This window comes from Microcoleus sp. FACHB-68 (genome assembly GCF_014695715.1).
Classification (GTDB): Bacteria; Cyanobacteriota; Cyanobacteriia; order Cyanobacteriales; family Oscillatoriaceae; genus FACHB-68.
Genome location: NZ_JACJOT010000008.1, coordinates 1323298 through 1345625, shown reverse-complemented (window position 1 = coordinate 1345625; position 22328 = coordinate 1323298). Strand labels below are relative to the sequence as shown.

Below are 22328 nucleotides of genomic sequence, written 5' to 3'. Positions count from 1 at the left end.
CATTTGCCAGAGTTAAGTTTTCTTTCGGCGAATTTAGTAAAAAAGCCGTTTGTGTTTAAATAAAAATCTTATAATCCCACAATTAAAGACATTTTTAATCATTAAGCTTATCGGCATTTACCTGCATAAACCTAACGGCAAGCTGGGCTATCATCTGCGGTTTTAAAACAAAAAGCTAACTTATGCAAGTTTCGCATTATGGAAAACTGAATAAAAAATTCGCTATGATTTTTTTTAATAGTAATCCACTGTTTTCCTTCAGCAATAAGCAGCTATTTTAGAATTACACCAAACCAACCTTTCTCAATGCCACTTCAGCAGCTCGTTTTTCAGCATCTTGTTTGCGCCGGCCCTTGCCAACTCCGTACATTTTTCCTTTAACATACACTTCAGCCGTGAACTCTTTCGCGTGTGCCGGCCCATCCTCATCAATAATTGCATAGTCAGGATTTTGCCCAAATTTTGCTAGCGCCCATTGTTGAAACCGATTTTTCGAGTCTACGAGATTCTTAGGGTCTTCATCAGAATCGGGAAAAATAATGCTGTCTGCTACAGGAATAAATAGCTTATTTATAAAAGCACGAACTGGAGTAATTGTTGAATCGAGAAAGTACGCGCCGATAATCGCTTCAAAGGTATCACTGAGCAATGATGGGTTTTGCCGGCCTCCATCTTTATCTGCGCCTTTACCTAGCCGCATTAAATCACCGATGCCTAGCTGACTTGCAAATTTTGCTAACTGCTTTTCGTCTACCAAAGCAGAGCGCAAGCGCGTTAGTTGCGCCTCGGTCATATCATCATAACGCTTATAAAGCAGTTCACCGACCAAATAACCCAGCACAGCATCCCCTAAAAATTCTAAACGCTCATTGTTTTCACGTTCATCCGGGTGTTCGTTAACATAAGAACGATGAGTTAGTGCAAGGCGCAAAAGAGATTCATCTTTAAATTGTGGAATTTTTGTCATTGTTATCTCTTTTCTTGCTAAGTTCATTCACCGCACGGAAAGGGCAGGTAGGATACCTACCCGCCTAATAAATATTTTTACAAGTTTTGGGTGCCGGTTATCAACAGGTTACGGGTTTCCAGCCAGGAGGGAATCGACTATTTCCGCGCCACTTGTTGCACGGCGAACAAGCAAGCCGCAAGTTTTCAAAAGAGTTAGATCCGCCTTTGCTTAAGGGAGTAAAGTGGTCAATTGTTAACTGATCTTCAAGTAGTTCTTTCCCGCACCAAGCACAATATGAACCGTCTAAAGCGATGAGTTTCTCTCTTGCATTGCGCTTTTGCTTTGAACTCATTCGCTTTGAACTCTTTTTTGCCATGTTTACGCTTCCTTTTTGCGATTTATTTACATGACAGCTTTGGTAGATTACGCATCTAGCACTCACGGAGTTTTGCTCAAAAGACTTGCAACAGAGAAATATTTCCCAATAACGGCAATTCAGAAGTAGTAAAGAATGCTACTGCTGGATTACTCAGGATATAGGGATAATTTCCCAAATACAAGTCCATAAAATGAGAACAACTCACACTAAGCGAACACGTTTAAGTGGTGCTAGGTGTGAGCTGATGTCTCAGGTGCGGTATTACTTGGTAGCAATTCTTTGTCATCGAAGGTATAACCTCGATTAGATCTAGTAACCCTTTTGACAAGTACCTCTGTACTTTGCTAGATCACAAATTGCTATTTGTTCGGTTCTCAATAGGGTTTGAGACTTATAGCTAGTAAGGCTTCTGACGATGGCGTCTGTACCTTACTAGAGCAAGAACCGCCGTTTTATACCGCATCTGAGACAGCAGCCCACGTTTTAAGCTGGATGCTGATCTTAGATGTCATTGCGTAAGAACATAGCACGTAACATCATCAAGTGTCAAGGGTGTTATTGAAACAGATTTTGTAATAGACCGGGTGTGTGCCAGAGAGTATAAATAATGAACGCAAACAACAAGGTAATTAAAAGAGTCAAGATATAGCTAATACAAATTAATAAACCATCCGATTCTAAAGTCGCAACAACAAACAGCAAAATTCCAATCGTGGGGATCGGGTTTGTAAAAGGAATTGGCAACATCAGTAACAGCGTCAGCCAAGCAATACAAACTCCATTCATTTGCCAAACGCGGGGATTGTCTGCGATTCGCGGCAACCGGCGCTTGGTCAATTTTTCCAAAATGCGGGTGATTTTCTTGAGATTTTTTAACAGTAGTAGGACAAATGCGTGGGGAAATTGAAACTGAGCAACTTTTTTTGGCAGCCAAGGGGTGCGCCGGCCTAGGGCCATCTGTGCAGCTAAAAGCAAGCTGCCGATCCCTAAAACAGCAGTCAATCCGGGTGGCATGGGAAACAAAAAGGGTAACGTAATCAAGCCAATAACTAGGCTAAATCCCCGTTCCTTTGTTTCTGTGATAATATCTGCGAGGGTAAGAGAAGTTTCGGATAATCGTTTGAGAAGTGACTCAATATCCTGAGAAAATTTCAACGGCATAGAAACCTAAATTCGTGATTGGCTTTTCGCTGATCGTAAAACTCTTTAAGTTTTAATGATAGCAATCTGGTAAATGGCTTGCAGAAACACCCGATGCAATTGATAAAAAGTAAAGAATTCGCAGACACCGGCATCAGCTATAGCTGACAATTTGCTCAATCAGTTTGACAGCACCGGCAGCACCATTAAGGTACGCTTTTGGAATTTTGGTTGAGGATATTGATTTGTTAGCCTGATTGAGGAAATCGCAAACAGCCGAGAGTGCACCCTCTACACTTTCAACCAGCTTCACCGGCACGGTTACTTGATTCTCTATCCACCGTAGCACACGCATTTCCTGCCGATCGTACTGACGTTTAAAAGCAAACGCCACCAAAGGAACACCCACAGAGAGACATTCATAAAAAGTGTTATAACCGGCACCTCCCACCACCACATCCGCTGCCGGCAAACATTCAATTCCCGGCCAGTGAAACACCCACAATTCTGCCGGACAATTTTCTGGACACTCTGGCGCTAAACACCGCACCGTCACTCCAGGCAACGATTCAGCCAGCACTCGTGTCAAGTTGCCATACAAGCTTAACTCTTCAGCACGACCGGCAGCGCAGATCACAATCAACGGGTTAGTGTCAGTGGGATTTAAACCCAATAAAGTCCGCGCATGAATGACATCTGGCAGTTCGCCGGCGCTGCGGATCAACCACGGCGCAGTATGTCGAACCTGGGGAAGTTCTGCCAAAGGCATCTCCTCACCTTCTCCCGGCACAATTACTAAATCAAAGTTATCTGCAACGAAATCCGGCAAATTCTTAGCAATAACATAATCCGGATTAATGTCTCGATGAATTAAAACTTTCGAGGCGCTCAATTGAGGCAATATCTCTGCCAGTTCTCCGCCAAGTCCTCTGGGGAAAGTATCTACAATTACACACTCATACTGCTCCTCTGCCAGCATTTGACGCACCTGATTTTTAATGGCGCTAGATGATGCGATGGGTGAAATGACATGGAGATAACAACCTTCCACAATTGGCAATGGATCAGTTGCTCCTAATAATTCTGAATCCTCAAGGGTGAAACGTAAATTTTCTGAGAAAGGCAACATTGACAAAGTAGAAAGCAATCCTAAACAGTCGTCTGGTTCTTCTTTTTGTTTTTGTATCTTTACGGTTTCCTTTGCAAGGAATGAATCAGCATAGACCAGGCGATCAGAAGCTTCATATTGCAATAAGTGAGCCGCATAAGGACTATTGCAGAGAATAATCACCGGCCTATGAATTGCTGCAATTCGACCGAAGCTCAGAGAGCGAACTAAATGACCCCACCCGCCGCCAAGGGCGTAGATCAGCCAAGGTTCAGTTGAAGGGAGAGATGTCAAAGAAGTCAGTAAGGATTGGGGGATTTCAATATTTAAAGTCTGTTCCTGAATCATACACTTAATCAGCCGCTCCGAGGTACAGGGAATAGGGATCTGATAGGTTTACGGGTGCTTTAACACCTCTTTGGAGGGAAATCTGTACAGAACGTTGAATTCAGGACTTGGTAGGAAGCAAGACAGCACGCTCTGCAACTTAACAGTTACGTTTTGAACGAGCCGGGTTAAAAGCTTAATAACGGTAAAAATTATTGATGACATTAACATGACGAATTGCACCCTATTGATTCTGCAAAAGAAGACGCTAGAATTAACCTTTAAGTTCATACCAAATTGTCATTCTTAAGACTTTCGACAACATACCACAGACATCAGCTAAAAATGCTAAGCACACTTAAGATGTTTTTAGGGTGCCTTGTGGGGTGCGTAGAAAGTCAGTGAAGCAGCAACCCTGCGGTTGGGAGATACGCCCCTGAGTGAATTGTTTAAAGGCTTTGTGAATGCACGAGCGTTAACTGATTAAATAGAGTCTGATCGGTTGCCGCACACAATTGAGTTGGCGCAACTCATAACCGGCTAGTGTGGAAAGTCACCGGCTGCAACTAAAATCTGGGCAGCAAGCACCTCTGAACCCATGACGAAACTGATTATCCAAATTCCTTGCTACAACGAGGAAAATACCCTAGGCGTCACGCTAGCAGCCTTACCGCGCCAACTGCCTGGGGTGGATCACATTGAGTGGCTGGTGGTTGATGATGGCAGCCAAGATCGCACGGTTGAAGTGGCGAAGGAGTGTGGTGTCGAACATATTATTCGTCTTTCCTGCAACCAGGGGTTAGCAAAAGCGTTTATGGCGGGGCTAGAAGCTTCGCTGAAAGCCGGTGCTGATATCATTGTCAACACGGATGCGGATAATCAGTATTGTGCGGAGGATATTCCTCAGCTGATCCGGCCTATTCTGTTAGGGCAAGCTGAAATTGTGGTGGGAGCACGCCCCATTACAGAAATCAAACACTTTTCGCCGGCTAAAAAATTCTTGCAGAAGTTGGGCAGTTGGGTGGTGCGCCTTGCTAGCAATACCAATATCCCCGACGCGCCTAGTGGCTTTCGCGCCTTTAGCCGGGAGGCGGCGATGCAGTTAAATGTCTTTAATGAATATACCTATACCTTAGAAACCATTATTCAAGCCGGCCAAAAAGGGATGGCTATCACCTCTGTGCCGGTTCGCACCAATGGCGTGTTACGATCCTCCCGCTTGGTCAAGAGCATTCCTTCCTATGTGCTACGTTCCCTATTTACGATCTTGCGGATTTTCATGGTATACAAACCACTCCGCTTTTTCTTATTCTTAGGGAGCGTACCGTTTAGTATGGGTGTAACTCTTGGCATTCGCTGGCTAATTTACTTTTTTGCCGGCACTGAACGCACTCGAATTCCCAGTTTAATTCTGGCTAGCATTTTAATTTTGATGGGCTTTCAGTTATGGATTTTAGGGTTAGTTGCTGATTTACTGGCAGCCAACCGTAAACTGATGGAAGAAATTCAACTGCGACTGCGACGCAAGGATTTTAGGGGATAAAAAGGGAGGGCTGAGTCCTGAGTGGAAGAGTTAAAGAAATTATGAGTTTATAAAGTTGTAAAGTATTAAGTATCAATTTTCTGGTAAGCGTAATTTAAAATCTAATATCTAAAATTTAAAATGGCTATGAGAGACTTGTTTGCCCGTGAGGCATTGGCACAAATTCCGAAAATTTTAACGCTGTTAGATCGTAATCGCCACAGCCCGACTTATGGTTGCTTTGACCGCAACTTCTGGCATTACAAAATTATAGATTTTCCCAGTGGGATGTCTCAGGAGTTTGTTTGGCCCTTGGCTTTGGCTTACGATACAAACGTGCCAAATAACCCTTTTTATCGGCAGCCGGTGATTCGGGATTTCGTAGAAGCCGGCATTCTTTACGCAGCCCGCAGCGCCCATGCAGATGGGTCTTGTGATGATTATTTTCCCTATGAACGGGCCGGCGGGGCGGCGGCTTTTTCCCTACTAGCTTGTATCGAAAGTTATTTGCTAATGGGTCTATATAGTGATGAGGCGGTAAGGTTTTTTGAAAAACGGGCTGATTGGTTAGCAAATCACAATGAAAGTGGGCAACTAACAAACCACCAAGCTTTAATTGTGTTGTGTCTAGAATTGCTTTCTCAGCTATTAAAAACCTCGAAGTGGAAACGAGCAAAAGCGATACGTTTAGAACGGGTGCTAGATTGGCAAAGTAAAGAAGGCTGGTTTCAGGAATACGAGGGTTGCGATCCGGGATACCATACCCTGACCATTTCCTGTTTGGCTAAAATTCACCAATTAAAACCGGATGTGAGGTTGAAGGAAGTCATTACAAAAGCGGTTGAGTTAGCCGGCCATTTTATGCACCCGGATGGATCTTATGGCGGTGAATATGCAAGTCGCAACACTTACAATTTTTTCCCCCACGGGTTTGAATTAGCCGGTCGCTGGCTACCAGATGCCCTAAGAATTAATGATTATTTTTTGCAAGGATTGGCTGCCGGTTTGGCGGCTTCTCACTCGGATGATCACATCATTGGTCATCATACCTGGAATTATTTACTCGCTTGGCGGGATTTTGCGCCCGAACGACCCACACCGATTCCTCGTCCCAGCAGTCGTGTTTGGTTGCCCGAAGCTCAACTTTTAATTGACCGCAGTTTTGATGACGATATCAGCCGCATAGACAAAAGTTCTCGTGTCTCTACAGAACTGTATTTAGCGGTTAATAAAGGTGGGGTGTTTAAACTGTTTCGTGATCGCAAGTTGGTTGCTTCTGATACGCAGTTTTCTGTATTGGTACGTGAAGGAAACTCTGTTAAAAATGCGGTGGGGCATTTAATTGGCCCGTATCAAGTCCAGCTCGATCAAGAAGAAATTACAATTCAAGGTCAGTTGGGGTGGGCGAAACAGCAACAAATGACGCCAGCAAAATTAATTTTATTGCGGGTCGTGATGCTTGGTTTCGGGCGGTTTTTTCCGAACTTAATTCGCAAGTTATTGCAAAAAATGTTAATCACCGGCAAGCAAGATGCGCCCTTTCGTTTCACGCGCCGGTTGCGGTGGGAAAATGGTCGATGGATTGTCACAGATGAATTGCAAGCAGACTCCTGGCAAAAGGTGGTGGCTGCCGGCATTGGTTGCGACCAAACTTCAATTTATGTGGTGATGAGTCGCACGTTTCAGTTAGGTCAATTACAGCCTTGGTTAGACCTCACGGATGAAGTTAAAAAACTCGCGCCCGGTGAACCGTTAAAAGTGGAGCGCCGGTTATAAATATTAAGGGTTAATTTTTAATTTTGGCTGGTTTTCTCAAGCTGAAAAATTGTCAGAACCTTAAGGGCAATCTACAGTGAAATAGGAATGCCGGCGGCAAAAGTCACCTTAAGACAGATGTCAGATTTAGTAGCTGCATGGTAGTCTCCTGACCAGGAATTTGGCAACCAATGGGAGAAAAGCAGTGAACCGATTGTTATTCCGTATGGGGTTGGGGCTTTTAGTCGCGTTTTTTGGGCTAATTAGTTATTTCACGAGTACGGTAGAAAACCCGATCACAGGGGAAAAGCAGCGGGTAAAACTCTCACCCAGGGAAGAGGTGGCACTTGGGCTTCAGGGCCGGCAGAGAATCGCACAACAGTTTGGGGGTCTTTACCCAGATGAGCAGCTGCAAGCTTATATCGATCAGGTAGGACAGCGGGTAGTGAAACAGTCGGTGGCTTCTAGTTCACCTTATCCCTTTGAATTTCATTTGCTGGCTGATGCGAAGACGGTGAATGCGTTTGCCCTGCCTGGGGGGCAGGTTTTTGTTACGGTTGCGTTGCTAAAAAAGATGAATTCGGAAGCTCAACTAGCGGGTGTACTGGGCCACGAAGTCGGTCACGTTATAGGCCGGCATGGGGCTGAACACTTGGCAAAACAGCAGCTTGGTGGGGCGCTGGTAACGGCTGTTGGTGTGGCAACGACGGATGAACAGGGGGGTGGAAGGCAGGGGGCAGTGCTCGCGCAGGCTGTTAACCAAATGGTGAGTTTGCGTTATGGACGCGAGGATGAGTTGGAGAGTGATCGGCTGGGTGTGCGGTTTATGAGTGAAGCCGGTTACGATCCGAGGGGGTTGATCGAGGTGATGAAGATATTCGAGGCGGCAAGGAGTGGGGGAGCACCGCCAGAGTTTTTAAGTTCTCACCCAAACCCAGGCAACCGGGTTGAACGTTTACAGGGTTTGATCGCGGATAAATACCCGAATGGTGTGCCGGCAAATCTTCAGGACGGACGCGAAGAATTTGCTCGTATTGTGCAGCCGCGTTTGCAAGGGCGCTAGTGAGTGCCGGCTTTGTTTTAGTGAGTTTTTGATTTACATTAGCGAATATTTGTCTATCTCGCTGAGGCGAAATAGGCAAAATTCTCATACCAAAAGCGATTGGTTATATTCATAATATTGCTGAGGGACTTGAAAAATAGTGCCGATCAGCTATGTGCGGTCTTTTTGTCGCTACAATTCATTTTATCCCATTAGATTCCATCAATGATCAAGGCAAAGGAGAACACGTTATGTATTTGAGCGTTTATACCAAAGCGATTTTGGCCGGTTTGGCACTGAGTTTATGTCTGGTTGGCCCAGTATCAGCGAAGGCATCGCTCCCGAATTTCACAGCACAAGCAACTCAACAAACGCAGAAAATTACTGAAACTCAAATCCGCAATATTCTGGAGCAAATGAGGGTTGCTACAAAAAATAAAAATGCTGAGACAATTACTAACTTTATGTCTCCTAATGTTGCGATTGAAATAACTGTTCAGGCTGCGTCTGGTTCTCAGACACTTCGTTTGAAACGGCAAGAGTATCGCCAGTATTTGGAACAGGGATTTCAGATGATGCAGAACTACAACGGTTCCTATTCAAATTTAAAAGTTCAAGTTAGCCCGGATGGAAAAACTGCCACTGCGGCTTTTAATGTTAATGAGGAAGTTTCATTTCAAGGTCAAAAAATCCGTAGCACTTCTGCTGAAACTATTAGGTTTGAGTTAATTCAAGGGAAAATTTTGGCAACTTCGGTTAAGGCTGTTTCCAGGATTCAATAAAGATTAAGTTAAGTTGTGTCATTTTTTATGCAAGAACCGCCACCAAAACGCTATTACACCCCTGAAGAGTATTTGGCGCTGGAGGAAGCGGCTGAATACAAAAGTGAGTACAGGAATGGTGAGATCGTTCCACTACATTGGGAGGAAGATATGATGCCGGCACAAACAGAAAAACGTTATTACACGCCTGAAGAGTATTTGGCGCTGGAGGAAGCGGCTGAATACAAAAGTGAGTACAGAAATGGAGAAATCGTACCCATGACAGGCGGCACCACTAATCATAACCAAATCATAGGAAATCTTTACGCTAATTTACATTTTGCTTTTCGCCGGCAAAATTATCGCGTTTTTATGAACGATGTGCGCTTGTGGATGACGCATTATAAATTGTACACTTATCCAGATATTATGGTGATTGAAGGGGAGCCGGTTTATTATGAAAATCGTACGGATACTGTAACGAATCCACTAATAATTGTTGAAGTTTTATCAAAATCAACGAAAAACTATGACAGAGGCGACAAGTTTGATTGTTATCGCTCAATTCCTGAGTTTAAAGAATATATCCTGATTGACCAATATAGGTTTCATGTTGAACAATTTTCTAAAACTTCTGAGGGCAAATGGCTGTTGAGTTACTATGAATCGGCGGATGCTGTTTTAACTTTGTCTTCGATAAATTTTACAATTGCTTTGAGTGAAATGTATGAGCGGGTTGATTTTGAGTTGAGGGAGGAGTAAGATTTTTTAACCACAGATGCACACAGATAAACACAGATGGATACAGATGGGTTTAGGGTTGGGGGATAGGGGAATGGGTAATGGTTGAGGGATGATGGTTAATATATGAAACGAGTTATTTCTTTGGCTGTTAGCCTGATTATTTTGGCGGTTATTTATTCTAAAATTGATTTTCTTGGGCTAATTAGGGTTTTTCAAAATTGTAATGTTATTTGGATGGCAATTAGTCTGGGTATGGTGGTGCCGTTGACGATGTTGACTTCATGGCGTTTGCAACAGTTGATGCCCACCGGCAGAGGGTTGGGTTTTGGTGAGGCGAATGGTTTAATTCTGGCTGCGAGCACGTTGAATATGGTGCTGCCCTCGAAGATGGGGGATATTGCGAAGGCTTATTTTATGCGAGATAAGGGACATTTGAGCGGTTCCCTGTCTCTGTCGCTGGTGGTGTTTGAGAAGGCTTGCGATATGTTGTCGCTGTTGCTTTGGTGTGTGTTTGGGTTAATATTTTACCGGCACAAGGATGTTTTGTTTTGGCTGATGACGGCTGGGGTTTCTACCGGCTTGCTGGCGGGTGTACTGTTGTTAAGTTCTCGCCGGCTTGCCCAGTTATTTTTTACGATTTTGAGCCGGTTTGCTCCTAAAAAACTCAAAGTTAAACTTGACAAAATGCGCTTCTCCTGGTCAGAAATGCACGATTATTTTTGGAGCGATAAACGTCAGCTAGCGATCATCACCGGCACTTCTATTTTTATCTGGTTTTGCCATCTATTACAAATTTGGTTTTTTATTCTCGCACTCAATGCTTGGACGCCTTTTCTGGCAAATCTTGCCCTTTCTCCCCTGGCGATTTTGGCTGGTTTGCTGCCGCTGACGTTTGCCGGTGTGGGTACTCGTGATGCGGCGTTGATTTTGTTTTACCAGCCTTATTTTAATGCGCCAACTGCTGCGGCGCTGGGGTTACTTTGTACGTCGCGCTATGTCATTCCTGCCCTTGCCGGCTTGCCTTTTTTAGGGCAATATTTAACAGCGGTGCGCGGTAAAGTTTAATTTGAGCCGGCAAGGCAAGATTGCTCCCTGATTTTACAACCGCATATTACGTTTATCAATCATGTCTGCTAGAAGCGAAAACATCGCGATCTGGGTAGCAGCGACAAAGAGAATAAGTGTTCTCTCTGTTAAATCTTCCCGAACAAAGATATCTTGAAAAAGTGTGAAGAGGAAGCCGGCAAAGAATATACCGGCTACGGGCAAAAACACTCTCAGCGGTGCAAAATACACGCCGGTTCTGAGAATTAACTGAATAAAACCTAACGTATCGCGGATCGGTTTAATCTTACTTTTACCCACCCGAAATCGATAGTCAATTGGCTCGTAATGAACCAAATAATGGTTCGTTAGCATTGCCAGCGTGATCGTCGTTGTAAAACTAAATGTGTCGGGCAAAATATTGAGAAATCGCTCGACAACGCTTTTGTGAAAAACTCGCAACCCGCTATTCAAATCAGGAATCCGACGCCTTACCACCCATTGGGCAAAATGAACGAGGAACCACTTAGGAATTTTCCGGATATTGGAATACTGAACGTTTGCCCCGATTCTCGCGCCGACAACCATATCTGCGTGCATCGCCAGTGCAACTAATTCGGGAATTCGCTCATTCGGATAAGTGCCATCCGCATCTGTAATAACAATTAAGGGATACTGAGCGTGTTGAATTCCGGTTTTCAGTGCGGCACCATATCCCCGATTTCGCGGGTGTTCGACGAGCCGGATATCAGAACGAGCGCGTAAAATTTCACCGCTTCTGTCTGTAGAACCATCGTTTACAACAACGAGTTCATACTTGCTGCCAACACCCTGAAGCGTTTCCTGAAGGTGATCCAGCGTTGTCGTAATGCCTAATTCTTCGTTATAAACCGGCAGCACGAGCGAAAAAGCCGGACAAATCGCTCCTAAATTTTGAGCGGTTGGGTTTCCTTCTTCACCCAATATCTTGCCTTCGCCCATGACTTGTCTTCCACTCCTGCTTACATTTATTCCATCACCCCCATATACTATTCTGATTTGAGCCTTTCATTCCTCTGTCTGACCGCTATCATCTGAATTTGTTATAACCTTGCATGAATTAAATTACTTAGAATACCAATTTCAGCTTGCTTAAGCGCTCCCAAATCCACGCATTCAAAATTCAAAATTGATATGATATCGCATTTGCACAGATTTTTAAGCGCCCCACTCGGCAAATCATCATCGCCATTGGTGTTTTGGTTGACGTTAAGCCTGACTTTTGCGGTGATTTACAGCTTTTTGGGGCTACAGCAAGCCTTTGGCAGCGAGTATGTCGTGCAAGACGATGCCGTGCAGCACGTATTTTGGATGCAGCGCTTCATCGATCCCCAGTTATTCCCGAATGATTGGATTGCCAATTACTATCAATCCTCTGCGCCGGCTGGATATAGCGCTTTTTACCGGCTGTTTGCCACCCTCGGCGTCAATCCCCTGTTTTTCAGTAAAATCTTGCCCTTCGCCCTGGTATTACTCACCACCGGCTATTGTTTTGCCTGCGTGATGGAAATCTTGCCGGTGCCGGCGGCTGGGTTTATCGCCACACTGCTGCTGAATCAAAATTTGTGGATGAAGGATGACATCGCCTCAGCCACCCCTAGGGCGTTTCTGTATCCGCTGTTTCTCGCGTTTTTATACTATTTGATGCGGCGATCGCTGTTTCCCTGCCTCGCGGCGATCGCCCTGCAAGGGTTGTTTTACCCGCAATGCGTGCTGATTTCAGCCGGCGTGCTCATTTTGCAGTTAGTGCGTTGGGAAGGCTGGCGTCCCCGTCTATGTAAAGATCGGCGCGATTTTGGGTTTGTTGCCGCCGGCTTGGGGATGGCGCTGGTGGTGATGTTACCTTACGCCTTAGAAGCCTCAGAATTTGGCCCTGTCGTCACCGGCGCTCAAGCCCGAACAATGTTAGAGTTTTCCAAAGCCGGACGGAGTGATTTTTTCCGCAATCATTTCTCGAAGTTTTGGTTATGGGGAGATCGCAGCGGCTTTTTTCCAAGAGAATGGTACAAATTACCCCATAGTTATTTTCTTATTTTGCTCGGAGTCGGGTTATTATTGCCGGTTTTGTTAAAATTTCCTTCCCGCTTTCCCCTGGCAACCCAAATCACAAAAGGCATTGCAATATTACCCCAAATCTTACTGGTTTCGACGTTTTGGTTTATTGCCTCTCATGCCTTGCTGTTTAAGCTTTATCTTCCCAGCCGGTATACGCAACATAACTTGCGAATGTTAATGGCACTTTCAGCCGGCATTGCAGTTACGGTTTTATTAGATGCTCTTTTTTCTTGGGCAAAAGGAAAGAGAGAAAAGCGGGGTAAATTTTCCCTTCATCGTTTCCCCTTCTTCCCTCCGCTATTAGCACTGAGTTTAACTGTCCTATTAGGGGCTACCTTCATTCTTTACCCAAGTTCCTTAAAGAAATTTCCGAGAGCCGGTTACGAAGTGGGTAAAATGCCCGAACTTTATCAGTTTTTTCAACAACAACCCAAAGATATTACCATTGCGTCTTTAACGGGAGAAGCCAGTAATATTCCCACATTTACCAAACGCTCAGTTTTAACAGCACGGGAGTACGCAATTCCTTACCATACTCGTTACTACGCCGAAATTCGGCAGCGCACGAGCGATTTAATTCGCGCTCAATATAGTCCTGATCCTAAACAAGTCCGAAGCTTTATAGAAAAGTATGGGATAGATTTTTGGCTAATAGATGCGAAAGCGCTGAAACCGGAATATTTTGCTTTTTTAGAGGAGGATGATTCTCACACCAGTATTTGGATTAAGCAGTATGAGCCGGCATATTTAGAAGCAAAAACAAGAGTGCAGCAAGGTGCGGTTCCAGCTTTAGCCGGTGTCACAGAGCGCTGCAGCGTTTTGCAACCTCAAGGATTGGTTGTTCTCCAGGCAGAATGTATTGTTAATTCAATTAAGAATTAAAATTTGACAAATTTAACTTTTTAAGGCTTTATTCTGTCACGCCATGCTAATCGCGCATTTGCACAATTTTTTTACTGCCCCAACGGCTAAACCTACCAAATCTCAGTGGATTTTTTGGTTTTCTTTGAGCTTGACTTTTGCAACCCTTTATGGATTTTTAGGGCTGCGGCAAGCGTTTGGCAGTGAATATGTTGTGCAGGATGATGCGCGGCAGCACGTATTTTGGATGCAGCGGTTTCTCGATCCGCAATTATTTCCTAATGATCTAATTACCGATTATTTCCAATCCGTTGCGCCTGCCGGCTACACGGCTTTTTATCAGCTATTTGCACAGTTAGGAATGAATCCCCTACTGCTGAATAAATTCTTACCCACTGTGCTGGGATTAATCACCACCGGCTACTGCTTCGGCTGTGCGGTGGAAATGCTGCCGGTGCCGTTTTCTGGATTTGTTGCCTCGCTGCTGCTCAATCAAAATCTCTGGATGAAAGATGATTTAGCATCTGCCACGCCAAGGGCTTTTTTCTACCCATTATTCACAGCATTTTTGTACTATTTTTTGCGGCGCTCATTGCTGCCGGCAGGTGTAACAATCGTCTTATTAGGATTATTTTATCCGCAGTCTGTGTTTCTCTGCACCGGCATCCTAATTTTGCAATGGCTGAAATGGATAAAACACGCAAAATTTGGCATTTGGCATCCTACTTTTTCTCAAGATCGAGGCGATTATTTATTCTGTGGAGTCGGCTTGGCTGTGGCGTTGCTCGTGATGTTACCTTATGCCTTAAAAGCCTCAGAATTTGGCCCGATAATTACAGGTGCAGAAGCGAGGAAAATGCTAGAATTCTCAGCGAGTGGGAGAAGTGATTTTTTCCTTCCCAACTCTTGGAAATTTTGGCTATATGCACAGCGCAGCGGCTTCTTTCCCTTAGAGTGGAGTTGGTTGCCATTTAAGTATTTTCCCGTAATGTTTGCGGTGGGATTATCGCTGCCGGTGTTAGCAAAATTTCCCTCCCAGTTTCCTTTAATTAAACAGCTAAAAACCAACATTTTTTTACTGCCTCAAGTCGGCTTAGCTTCCCTGGCAATGTTTATTGCCGCTCATGCTGTCTTGTTTAAACTTCATCTCCCCAGCCGGTATAGTCAACATAGCCTGCGAATTGTGATGGCAATTTCAGCCGGCATCGCTATAACTGTTATATTAGATGCGCTGTTGAGAAAGGTAACAGGTAAACCCTCAACTTCTCAAAAAAACGCTTTGTTTCTTTTTCCGTTTCTTTCCGTACTTTTAATTTTACTATTTTATCCTTATTTTGTGCCTTATTTTCCCAGAACTGCGTATAAGATAGGTCAAATGCCGGCACTCTATGATTTTTTTCAACAGCAACCCAAAGACATTGTGATTGCGTCTGTCGCCGATGAAATTGACAGGATACCCACATTTGCTCAGCGCTCGATTTGGGTTGGCAATCAATATGCTATTCCCTATCATTTAGGCTACTACCGGCAATTCCGCCAGCGAGTCCTCGATTTGATTCGCGCTCAATACAGCTTAAATTTAGTCGAGGTTAAAAATTTTATTCAGAAATCTGGTGTAGATTTTTGGTTGCTAGATAAAAATGCTTTTAAACCAAATTATGTGGCAAAAAATAAATGGGTAATGCAATACCAGCCGGCAGCCGGCGAAGCAATTGAAAAAATGAAGGATAAAAGAAAGCCGGTTTTAGAAAATCTTCTACAGCAATGTTCTGTATTCGACAGAAAAAACTTGATTGTCTTAAGTTCAGACTGTCTTTTAAAAGCTCAAGAAAAGTAAACCTTGAAATTCTAGGCGAAAAAATTGAAGCCGAAAGCCCTAAATAAAAACAATTGAATGAATTATCTTGATCGGGTGCGAGAAATTAATAGAAAGATGGGGCAAAGTCGAGCTTTGCAACAAACTTGCTTAACATTTTTAATTACAATTTTGTTGATTTTTGGTGTTTATTTCAGGTTTCTCAATATTGATAAAAAAATATATTGGATTGATGAAACTTACACATCCTTGCGAATTTCCGGACATACCGAAGCCGAAGCAATCCAACAACTCTACAATAGTGAAGTAATTAGCGTTGCAAGTTTGCAGAAATATCAACAACCCAATCCAGAAAAAGGCTTAGCCGGCACTCTAAACTCTTTAGCCATAGAATCTCCCCAACACCCACCCCTTTATTATATAATGGCGCGATATTGGGTGCAGCAGTTGGGTCATTCTCTAGCAACACCAAGAACTTTATCTGCCTTAATTAGCTTGTTAGTATTTCCGGCTCTTTATTGGTTGTGCATAGAATTATTTGAGTCGCCGTTAGTCGCATGGATTGCCATTGCACTCATGGCTGTTTCTCCCTTCCACGTTCTCTACGCACAAGAAGCACGAGAATATAGTTTATGGACTGTTACCACTTTACTATCAAGTGCCGCATTATTGCGAGCCATGCGCGTTCAAACTAAACTACATTGGGGTATTTATGCCGCCACCCTAGCGCTTAATCTTTATACCTTTCTCTTTGCTTGGTTCGTAACAATTGCCCAAGGCATTTATTTCTTAAAAACCGAAAATTTCCGCTGGAATAAAACCGTTAAAATTTATCTCATCGCTTTATCCGCCGGCATTCTTGCTTTTTCTCCCTGGCTTTGGGTGACAGTTGCTAATTTAAACCGGCTTCAAACGAGCGCTGCTTGGACAAATCAAAAAGTAGCTTTTGGTTTTTTACTACAGCGGTTGCTAGTTCACACAAGCAATATTTTTTTCGATTTAAATACCGGCTATAAATCCTTAAACCCTCCCAGTATCGCTATATTATTTATAATTGCCTATTCAATTTATTTTTTGTGCCGGCATACCCCCCAAAAAGTTTGGTTATTTATCCTAATATTGATGGGAGTGCCGGCACTCGCTTTAATCCTTCCTGATTTAATTTTAGGAGGACTACGATCCACCACCGCCCGATATCTAATTCCCTATTATTTAGGTATTCAACTCACTGTTGCTTACCTTATCGCCACTCAAATACCCATCTCCAGACATCCCCGCAACCAAAAACTTTGGCACTTGATTCTAATTGCCCTAGCCTTAAGCGGAATACTCTCCTGCGCCATCAGTTCTCAAGCCCAATTTTGGTGGAACAAAAGCCCCTCCAAAAACCAATATCTGCCCCAAATCGCCAAAATAGTCAACCAAACACCTAACCCACTTCTGATTAGTGATAATTCCCCTATCCTGGGTGATTGTTTTACTTGCCGGATGCTATCTCTCAGCTACCTCCTCGATCCAAAAGTCAAACTGCAATTAGTCCTTGAACCCGAAATCCCTAAAATCCCAGCCGGCTTCAGCGATATATTTATATTCAGTCCTTCCCAAACCTTAATTAAAGGAATCGAAGCCCAGCAAAAACGCCAAACAGAACTACTATTAAACAACCAAAACTTCTGGCTATGGAAATTAAAAAAATCACCCATCTCAAACCCTTAAACACCCACCCAAAAAATATCTGCGTTTATCTGCGTTTATCTGCGTTTATCTGCGGTTAAAAAATAGAATAAAAAATCCCCATGCTGATCACCCAACTACATAAACTTTTAACCCAAACCAAACCCTCCCGATCCCAACTAATATTCTGGTTCAGCTTAAGCCTAACATTCTCATGTATTTACGCACTTCTCGCATTGCAACAAGCTTTTAGCAGTGAATACATCGTGCAAGACGATGCCAGACAACACGTATTTTGGATGCAACGCTTTAGCGATCCAGAACTATTTCCCAACGATTTAATCGCCAACTACTTTCAATCAGTTGCACCTTGGGGATACACCACCCTTTATCAACTGATAAACGCAGCCGGCATCGAACCCATGATGCTGCATAAACTCCTGCCAATGGTATTAGGATTAATCACCACCGGCTACTGTTTCGCCTCTACAATACAAATCTTGCCCATACCGGCAGCCGGCTTTCTCTCCTCATTGCTGCTCAATCAAAGCTTGTGGATGAAAGATGACTTAATCTCCGCAACCCCTAGAGCCTTTGTTTACCCTCTATTTGTAGCATTTTTATATTATTTACTCCGCCGATCCTTTATAGGCACCGGCATCGCTATTGCCCTTTTAGGACTATTTTATCCCCAATATGTATTCATCTGCGCCGGACTCTTAATTCTGCAACTCATTAACTTCTCAAAAGGGCGTATTCAACTGCCCCAAAATCGAAAAGAATATTGGTTTTGTGCAGTCGGATTAGCCATTGCTTTTTTGATTATGTTGCCCTACGCTTTAAATGCGAGTGAATATGGCCCCGTGATCACCCCAGCAGAAGCGAGAATACTGCCAGAATTCTTACCCAAAGGGCGCACACCTTTTTTCCACGAAGATCCTTTAAACTTTTGGCTGGATGGGCGAGGTAGCGGCATCTTGCCCTCTCGCTTGCCGATTCCTATCTGGAGTGCGGTATTGCTGCCGATTTTGCTCCGCTATCCGTCTCGCTTTCCGTTACTCAAAGAATTGCGTGCCGGCATCACTGTTTTACCTCAAATTCTTCTGGCTTCCCTCGCCATGTTTTTGGCTGCTCATGCTGTTTTATTCAAACTTCATCTGCCCAGCCGGTATACCCAACACAGCCTGCGAATTGTCTTAGCAATTGCCGCCGGCATCACCTTAATCATCCTCTTAGAAGCAGTTTTAGAAACACTCAAGAATTCTATCTCGAAAGGTAATAAATCAAAAATATTTTTATTGCTAGGAGTGCTTTCTTGCGTAATAATTGTGATAATTTTAATTTATCCCAGCTTGGTTAAAACCTTCCCAAAAAGTGATTATGCTGTGGGACAAACTCCGGCTTTATATGAGTTTTTTCAACAACAACCCAAAGACACTCTGATCGCATCGATTGCGGAAGAAGCCAATAACATTCCCTCCTTTTCTGGACGCTCCATTTTAGTTGGGCGGGAATACGCGATTCCCTACCATGCCGGCTATTATCGCCAATTTCGGGAACGAGTGCTGGAATTGATTGAAGCTCAGTACAGCCAGGATTTAACGCCGGCACAGCAGCTCATTCAAAAGTACAAAGTCGATTTTTGGCTGCTCGATAACTCCGCTTTTACGCCAGAATATATCACAGCAAATCGCTGGCGGCGACAGTATCAAGTAGCAATTGATGCTAGTAATAGATTGCAGCAAGGCGCAGTGCCGGCTTTGTCCCGCGTCGCCGAGCAATGTTCTGTTTTCAATCAAGAAGGTTTTATAATTCTGCCCTCGGAGTGTATTGTGAAAGCAGCACAGAAATAATCTGGCAGTTTGAAATATTTATTTTTCATCTTTTTGCCAGACTGTTCCGAATGGTGGGGGAACACTACGTGTTAACAGTTAGGTGCCGCCGGCATCGAATCAAGTGTGACGACTTTCTGACTAAAAGTTATCTTAATTACAAGTTAACTTAACTTTGAATTACTTCCTTTGATAGAAGTGCCATTAGAGGATCAGTGCTTCTTGAAGGCTGAGGATGAAGGACAAAAGTAATTTGTGAGGCGAATCAGAAGACGAACAGCGTCCCCAAAAATCCAGTTTCACAAAAAGCTATCAGACTCAAGCCCGAAGGGGATTTAACTGAGCCTCAGAATTCTTTGGAAAAACCAAAATACATACACCGGAGGGCGGATTGTGAAAACAGCGAAATCCTCCTACAGGCTGTAGGCGAAACCAAGGCATTAGTCATAGCTTAAGGGGGAATAATCAAACTTGCAGCGAGGGCCGTCCAGATTGCCACTTACTTGAGCGCAGATTGAACGGTTCTTCAGGCTTGTGAGTTCGCCCGTTCCAGGCAGGTAACACCCTGGAAGCCTTGTCAAAAATGTTTGGAAAAGCTTGCTTAAATGTAGCAGCTACTTCAATAGACAAAGCTGATTTAGAAAGACAGAACGGTCAAAAATGTTAAAGCCCAGAGGAATGTAGATTATGAAACCTTCTAACTTGTTGAAAATTGTTTGTGCGGGTGCTTTTACTATAGCTGTAGCCAGTCTGCCTTTAGATTTGCCTGCCTCTGCCCAGTCAGGCGCTGGGGGTGCCGGTAGTGGATCAGGAGCTGGCACCGGCTCAGGAGCTGGCACCGGCTCAGGAACTGGCACCGGCTCAGGAACCGGCAGTGGTTTAGGAACCGGCACCGGCTCAGGGACAGGAACCACCACAAGCCCCACCCGCTCAGGAGCCGGCACCACCAACGATGGCGGTAGCACCGGCACGAATTCTACTAGCCCCACAGGTTCAGGATCTGGCACCGGCTCAGGATCTGGCACCGGCTCAGGAACCGGCAGTGGTTTAGGAACCGGCAGTGGTTTAGGAACAGATACCACCACCAGCCCGGATGGCACCGGCACCACGACACCGAGCGGTTTAGGCACCGACACCACCACACCAAGCGGTTTAGACACCGACACGCCCGATGACACAGGAGCCGGCAGCACCACACCGAGTGGTTTAGGGACAGATACCACCACCAGTCCGGATGGTTTAGGCACGACTTCCACTCCCGGTGATACAGACACAGACATAGACACCACCACACCGAGCGGTTTAGGCACCGGCACCGACACCACCACAACTCCGGGAAGCACCGGCAGCACCACGACACCGAGCGGTTTAGGCACCGGCACCGGCAGCACCACGACACCGAGCGGTTTAGGCACCGGCACCGGCAGCACCACGACACCGAGCGGTTTAAACACCACCACAACGCCGGGAAGCACCACCACGATCACGCCGGGAAGCACCACCACCACGCCAAGCGGTTTAGGCACAACCCCCACGCCGAGTACCACTCGCACCACAACCACCACCACTACCATCTCGCCCAGCCCCACCACAACTCCTTATGGTGCGACTGAAGCTGCAACAACTCGCCGGAAAAGCCGCGCTTCCAATTGGGGCTTGCTCGGTTTACTCGGCTTAGGTGGATTAGCCAATTTATTCCGCAAATCAAAACCAGTCGTTCAACGTGAAGAAGTCATTCCTTACCGTTAGAGCGATTTAGCGAATAGGCTGCCGGTATTGCTGACTTCCAGCTCCGCTGTTAATAGCGACAAAAATTCAATCGACGACGGATTCAAAAGCTCCGAAAATTCCGATCTTTCAAGGCAGGGTGCATAGCCATTTAGCACTTGAAAAAATCAAAGGTAGATAAAACAATGAGTCGCAAAAATAGCCTCAAGAAACTAGCTGGGTTTCTGGGAATTGCCAGTGTCAGTTCCTTGAGCAGTCTGCCGGTATTGGCACAGATTGCAACACCCCGCACTGTTAACCCATCTGTCTCTCAACGTTTAGAGATTGCTCAGAATACTCCAGGCACCACGGGTGAAACTGGAGACACCATGAACACTCCAGGCACCACGGGTGAAACTGGAGATACAATGAACACTCCTGAGAGGATGCGGCAGGGTGAGGGTAGTGACGCTCCGGGCACGATGCGCCAGGAGGACGGCGGCGTCATCACCCCAGACACAATGGATGAGCCGGCAGGACAGATGAACACCCCAAGAGGGATGCGTCAGCGTGAAGGCACCAATGGCCCAAGTAACAGCGGCGGGCCGGCAACAGACACGAATATCCCAGAAAATATCAACGCGCCGGCAGGGGAGACTAACGCTCCACGCAGGCTGCAGCAAGGTGAAGGCAGCAACACTCCAGGCACCCTGCAGCGCCAAGGTGAAGGCAGCAACACTCCAGGCACCATGCAGCGCCAAGGTGAAGGCAGCAACACCCCAGGCACCATGCAGCGCCAAGGTGAAGGCAGCAACACCCCAGGCACCATGCAGCGCCAAGGTGAAGGCAGCAATACCCCAGGCACCATGCAGCGCCAAGGTGAAGGCAGCAATACCCCAGGCACCATGCAGCGCCAAGGTGAAGGCAGCAACACCCCAGGCACCATGCAGCGCCAAGGTGGCGGCAGCAATACTCCAGGCACAATGAATGCGCCGGCAGGGGGAACGAACAATCCTGCTAGGGGAAATTCCCAAAGTTCTCTGAGCACCGCAGACAGGGATTTCGTGATGAAAGCCGCCCAAGATAACATAGCCGAAATCCAACTTGGTCAACTCGCAACAGAAAAAGCTACAAGTGATGCAGTCAAAGAGTTTGGGCAAATGATGATTGATCATCACACCCAAGCAACGCAAGAACTGACACAATTAGCTCGCCAAAAAGGTCTGACTTTGCCAACAGATATGGGCGAAGAAAACCGAGCAAAGATAGAGCGATTGTCCAAGCTTTCCGGGAGAGAGTTTGACTCAGCTTATATGCAAGAAATGGTCAAGGCTCACACCCAGGATGTCTCCTTGTTCCAAAGCCAAACTCAACAAGGACAGGCTCAAGATTTGAAAGCCTGGGCAGCCGAGAAGCTACCACTCCTAGAAGAGCATCTACAAATGGCTCGGAGCATGACTCCAGAGGGATAAAAACACCTTCGGAAAATCCCCAATCGTTACATCTTCTTTAGGCTGCCGGTTCCAATTGATCAAAAGCGGGCCGGCAGCTATCGCCTGAGCGAGAAAAACAA

The 22328-nt window shown here is 45.2% G+C and carries 17 protein-coding genes; 13 read left to right on the top strand and 4 right to left on the bottom strand.

Annotated elements, in window-relative coordinates; genetic code table 11:
• Positions 1-283: 283 nt before the first annotated feature.
• Entirely contained in the window at positions 284-967 is a 684-nt protein-coding gene (gene rnc, locus H6F73_RS14255) for a ribonuclease III (RefSeq protein WP_190759365.1), read from the bottom strand.
• 745 nt (positions 968-1712) lie between these two features.
• Between rnc and H6F73_RS27025 the strand changes: the two genes are divergently transcribed.
• Positions 1713-1847: a hypothetical protein gene (locus H6F73_RS27025; protein ID WP_277882608.1), complete on the top strand. Its 135-nt coding sequence runs from the start codon at positions 1713-1715 to the stop codon at positions 1845-1847.
• 36 nt (positions 1848-1883) lie between these two features.
• Here H6F73_RS27025 and H6F73_RS14245 read toward each other — a convergent pair whose 3' ends face one another.
• Entirely contained in the window at positions 1884-2489 is a 606-nt protein-coding gene (locus H6F73_RS14245) for an exopolysaccharide biosynthesis protein (protein ID WP_190759363.1), read from the bottom strand.
• Positions 2490-2622: 133 nt separating this feature from the next.
• Positions 2623-3924: a hypothetical protein gene (locus tag H6F73_RS25990; RefSeq protein WP_199330524.1), complete on the bottom strand. Its 1302-nt coding sequence runs from the start codon at positions 3922-3924 to the stop codon at positions 2623-2625.
• 577 nt (positions 3925-4501) lie between these two features.
• Here H6F73_RS25990 and H6F73_RS14235 point away from each other — a divergent pair.
• From H6F73_RS14235 to H6F73_RS14210, 6 genes are all read left to right on the top strand, one after another.
• Positions 4502-5446, top strand: a complete 945-nt coding sequence (locus H6F73_RS14235; protein WP_190759362.1) for a glycosyltransferase family 2 protein — start codon at positions 4502-4504, stop codon at positions 5444-5446.
• 126 nt (positions 5447-5572) lie between these two features.
• Positions 5573-7201, top strand: a complete 1629-nt coding sequence (locus tag H6F73_RS14230; RefSeq protein ID WP_242072442.1) for a hypothetical protein — start codon at positions 5573-5575, stop codon at positions 7199-7201.
• Between the two features lie 184 nt (positions 7202-7385).
• Complete coding sequence (locus H6F73_RS14225) at positions 7386-8243, top strand: M48 family metalloprotease (RefSeq protein ID WP_190759360.1); 858 nt, start codon at positions 7386-7388, stop codon at positions 8241-8243.
• 230 nt (positions 8244-8473) lie between these two features.
• Positions 8474-9004 (top strand): nuclear transport factor 2 family protein, encoded by a 531-nt coding sequence (locus H6F73_RS14220; RefSeq protein ID WP_190759359.1) that lies wholly within the window; start codon positions 8474-8476, stop codon positions 9002-9004.
• A gap of 153 nt (positions 9005-9157) precedes the next feature.
• A complete protein-coding gene (locus tag H6F73_RS14215) occupies positions 9158-9745 on the top strand; it encodes a Uma2 family endonuclease (protein ID WP_190759659.1) in 588 nt (195 codons plus the stop codon).
• A gap of 105 nt (positions 9746-9850) precedes the next feature.
• Positions 9851-10792, top strand: coding sequence for a lysylphosphatidylglycerol synthase transmembrane domain-containing protein (locus H6F73_RS14210; protein ID WP_190759358.1), 942 nt, complete (start codon positions 9851-9853; stop codon positions 10790-10792).
• A gap of 33 nt (positions 10793-10825) precedes the next feature.
• Here the strand turns inward: H6F73_RS14210 and H6F73_RS14205 are convergent, their stop codons facing one another.
• Positions 10826-11752 carry a glycosyltransferase family 2 protein gene (locus H6F73_RS14205; RefSeq protein ID WP_190759357.1) on the bottom strand — a complete coding sequence of 309 codons (927 nt, stop codon included), beginning with the start codon at positions 11750-11752 and terminating at the stop codon, positions 10826-10828.
• A 192-nt stretch (positions 11753-11944) separates the two neighbouring features.
• Here H6F73_RS14205 and H6F73_RS14200 point away from each other — a divergent pair, with 192 nt between their 5' ends.
• The 6 genes from H6F73_RS14200 (at position 11945) to H6F73_RS14175 (ending at position 22227) form a co-directional block, all read left to right on the top strand.
• Positions 11945-13747, top strand: coding sequence for a hypothetical protein (locus H6F73_RS14200; protein WP_190759356.1), 1803 nt, complete (start codon positions 11945-11947; stop codon positions 13745-13747).
• A 124-nt stretch (positions 13748-13871) separates the two neighbouring features.
• A complete protein-coding gene (locus H6F73_RS14195) occupies positions 13872-15563 on the top strand; it encodes a hypothetical protein (protein ID WP_347239538.1) in 1692 nt (563 codons plus the stop codon).
• Between the two features lie 57 nt (positions 15564-15620).
• On the top strand, positions 15621-17258 hold the full coding sequence (locus H6F73_RS14190; RefSeq protein ID WP_199330523.1) for a glycosyltransferase family 39 protein: 1638 nt from the start codon (positions 15621-15623) through the stop codon (positions 17256-17258).
• Between the two features lie 80 nt (positions 17259-17338).
• Positions 17339-19069, top strand: a complete 1731-nt coding sequence (locus tag H6F73_RS14185; RefSeq protein WP_190759354.1) for a hypothetical protein — start codon at positions 17339-17341, stop codon at positions 19067-19069.
• Between the two features lie 666 nt (positions 19070-19735).
• Complete coding sequence (locus H6F73_RS14180) at positions 19736-20797, top strand: hypothetical protein (protein ID WP_190759353.1); 1062 nt, start codon at positions 19736-19738, stop codon at positions 20795-20797.
• A 164-nt stretch (positions 20798-20961) separates the two neighbouring features.
• Positions 20962-22227: a DUF4142 domain-containing protein gene (locus H6F73_RS14175; protein ID WP_190759352.1), complete on the top strand. Its 1266-nt coding sequence runs from the start codon at positions 20962-20964 to the stop codon at positions 22225-22227.
• Positions 22228-22328: the final 101 nt, after the last annotated feature.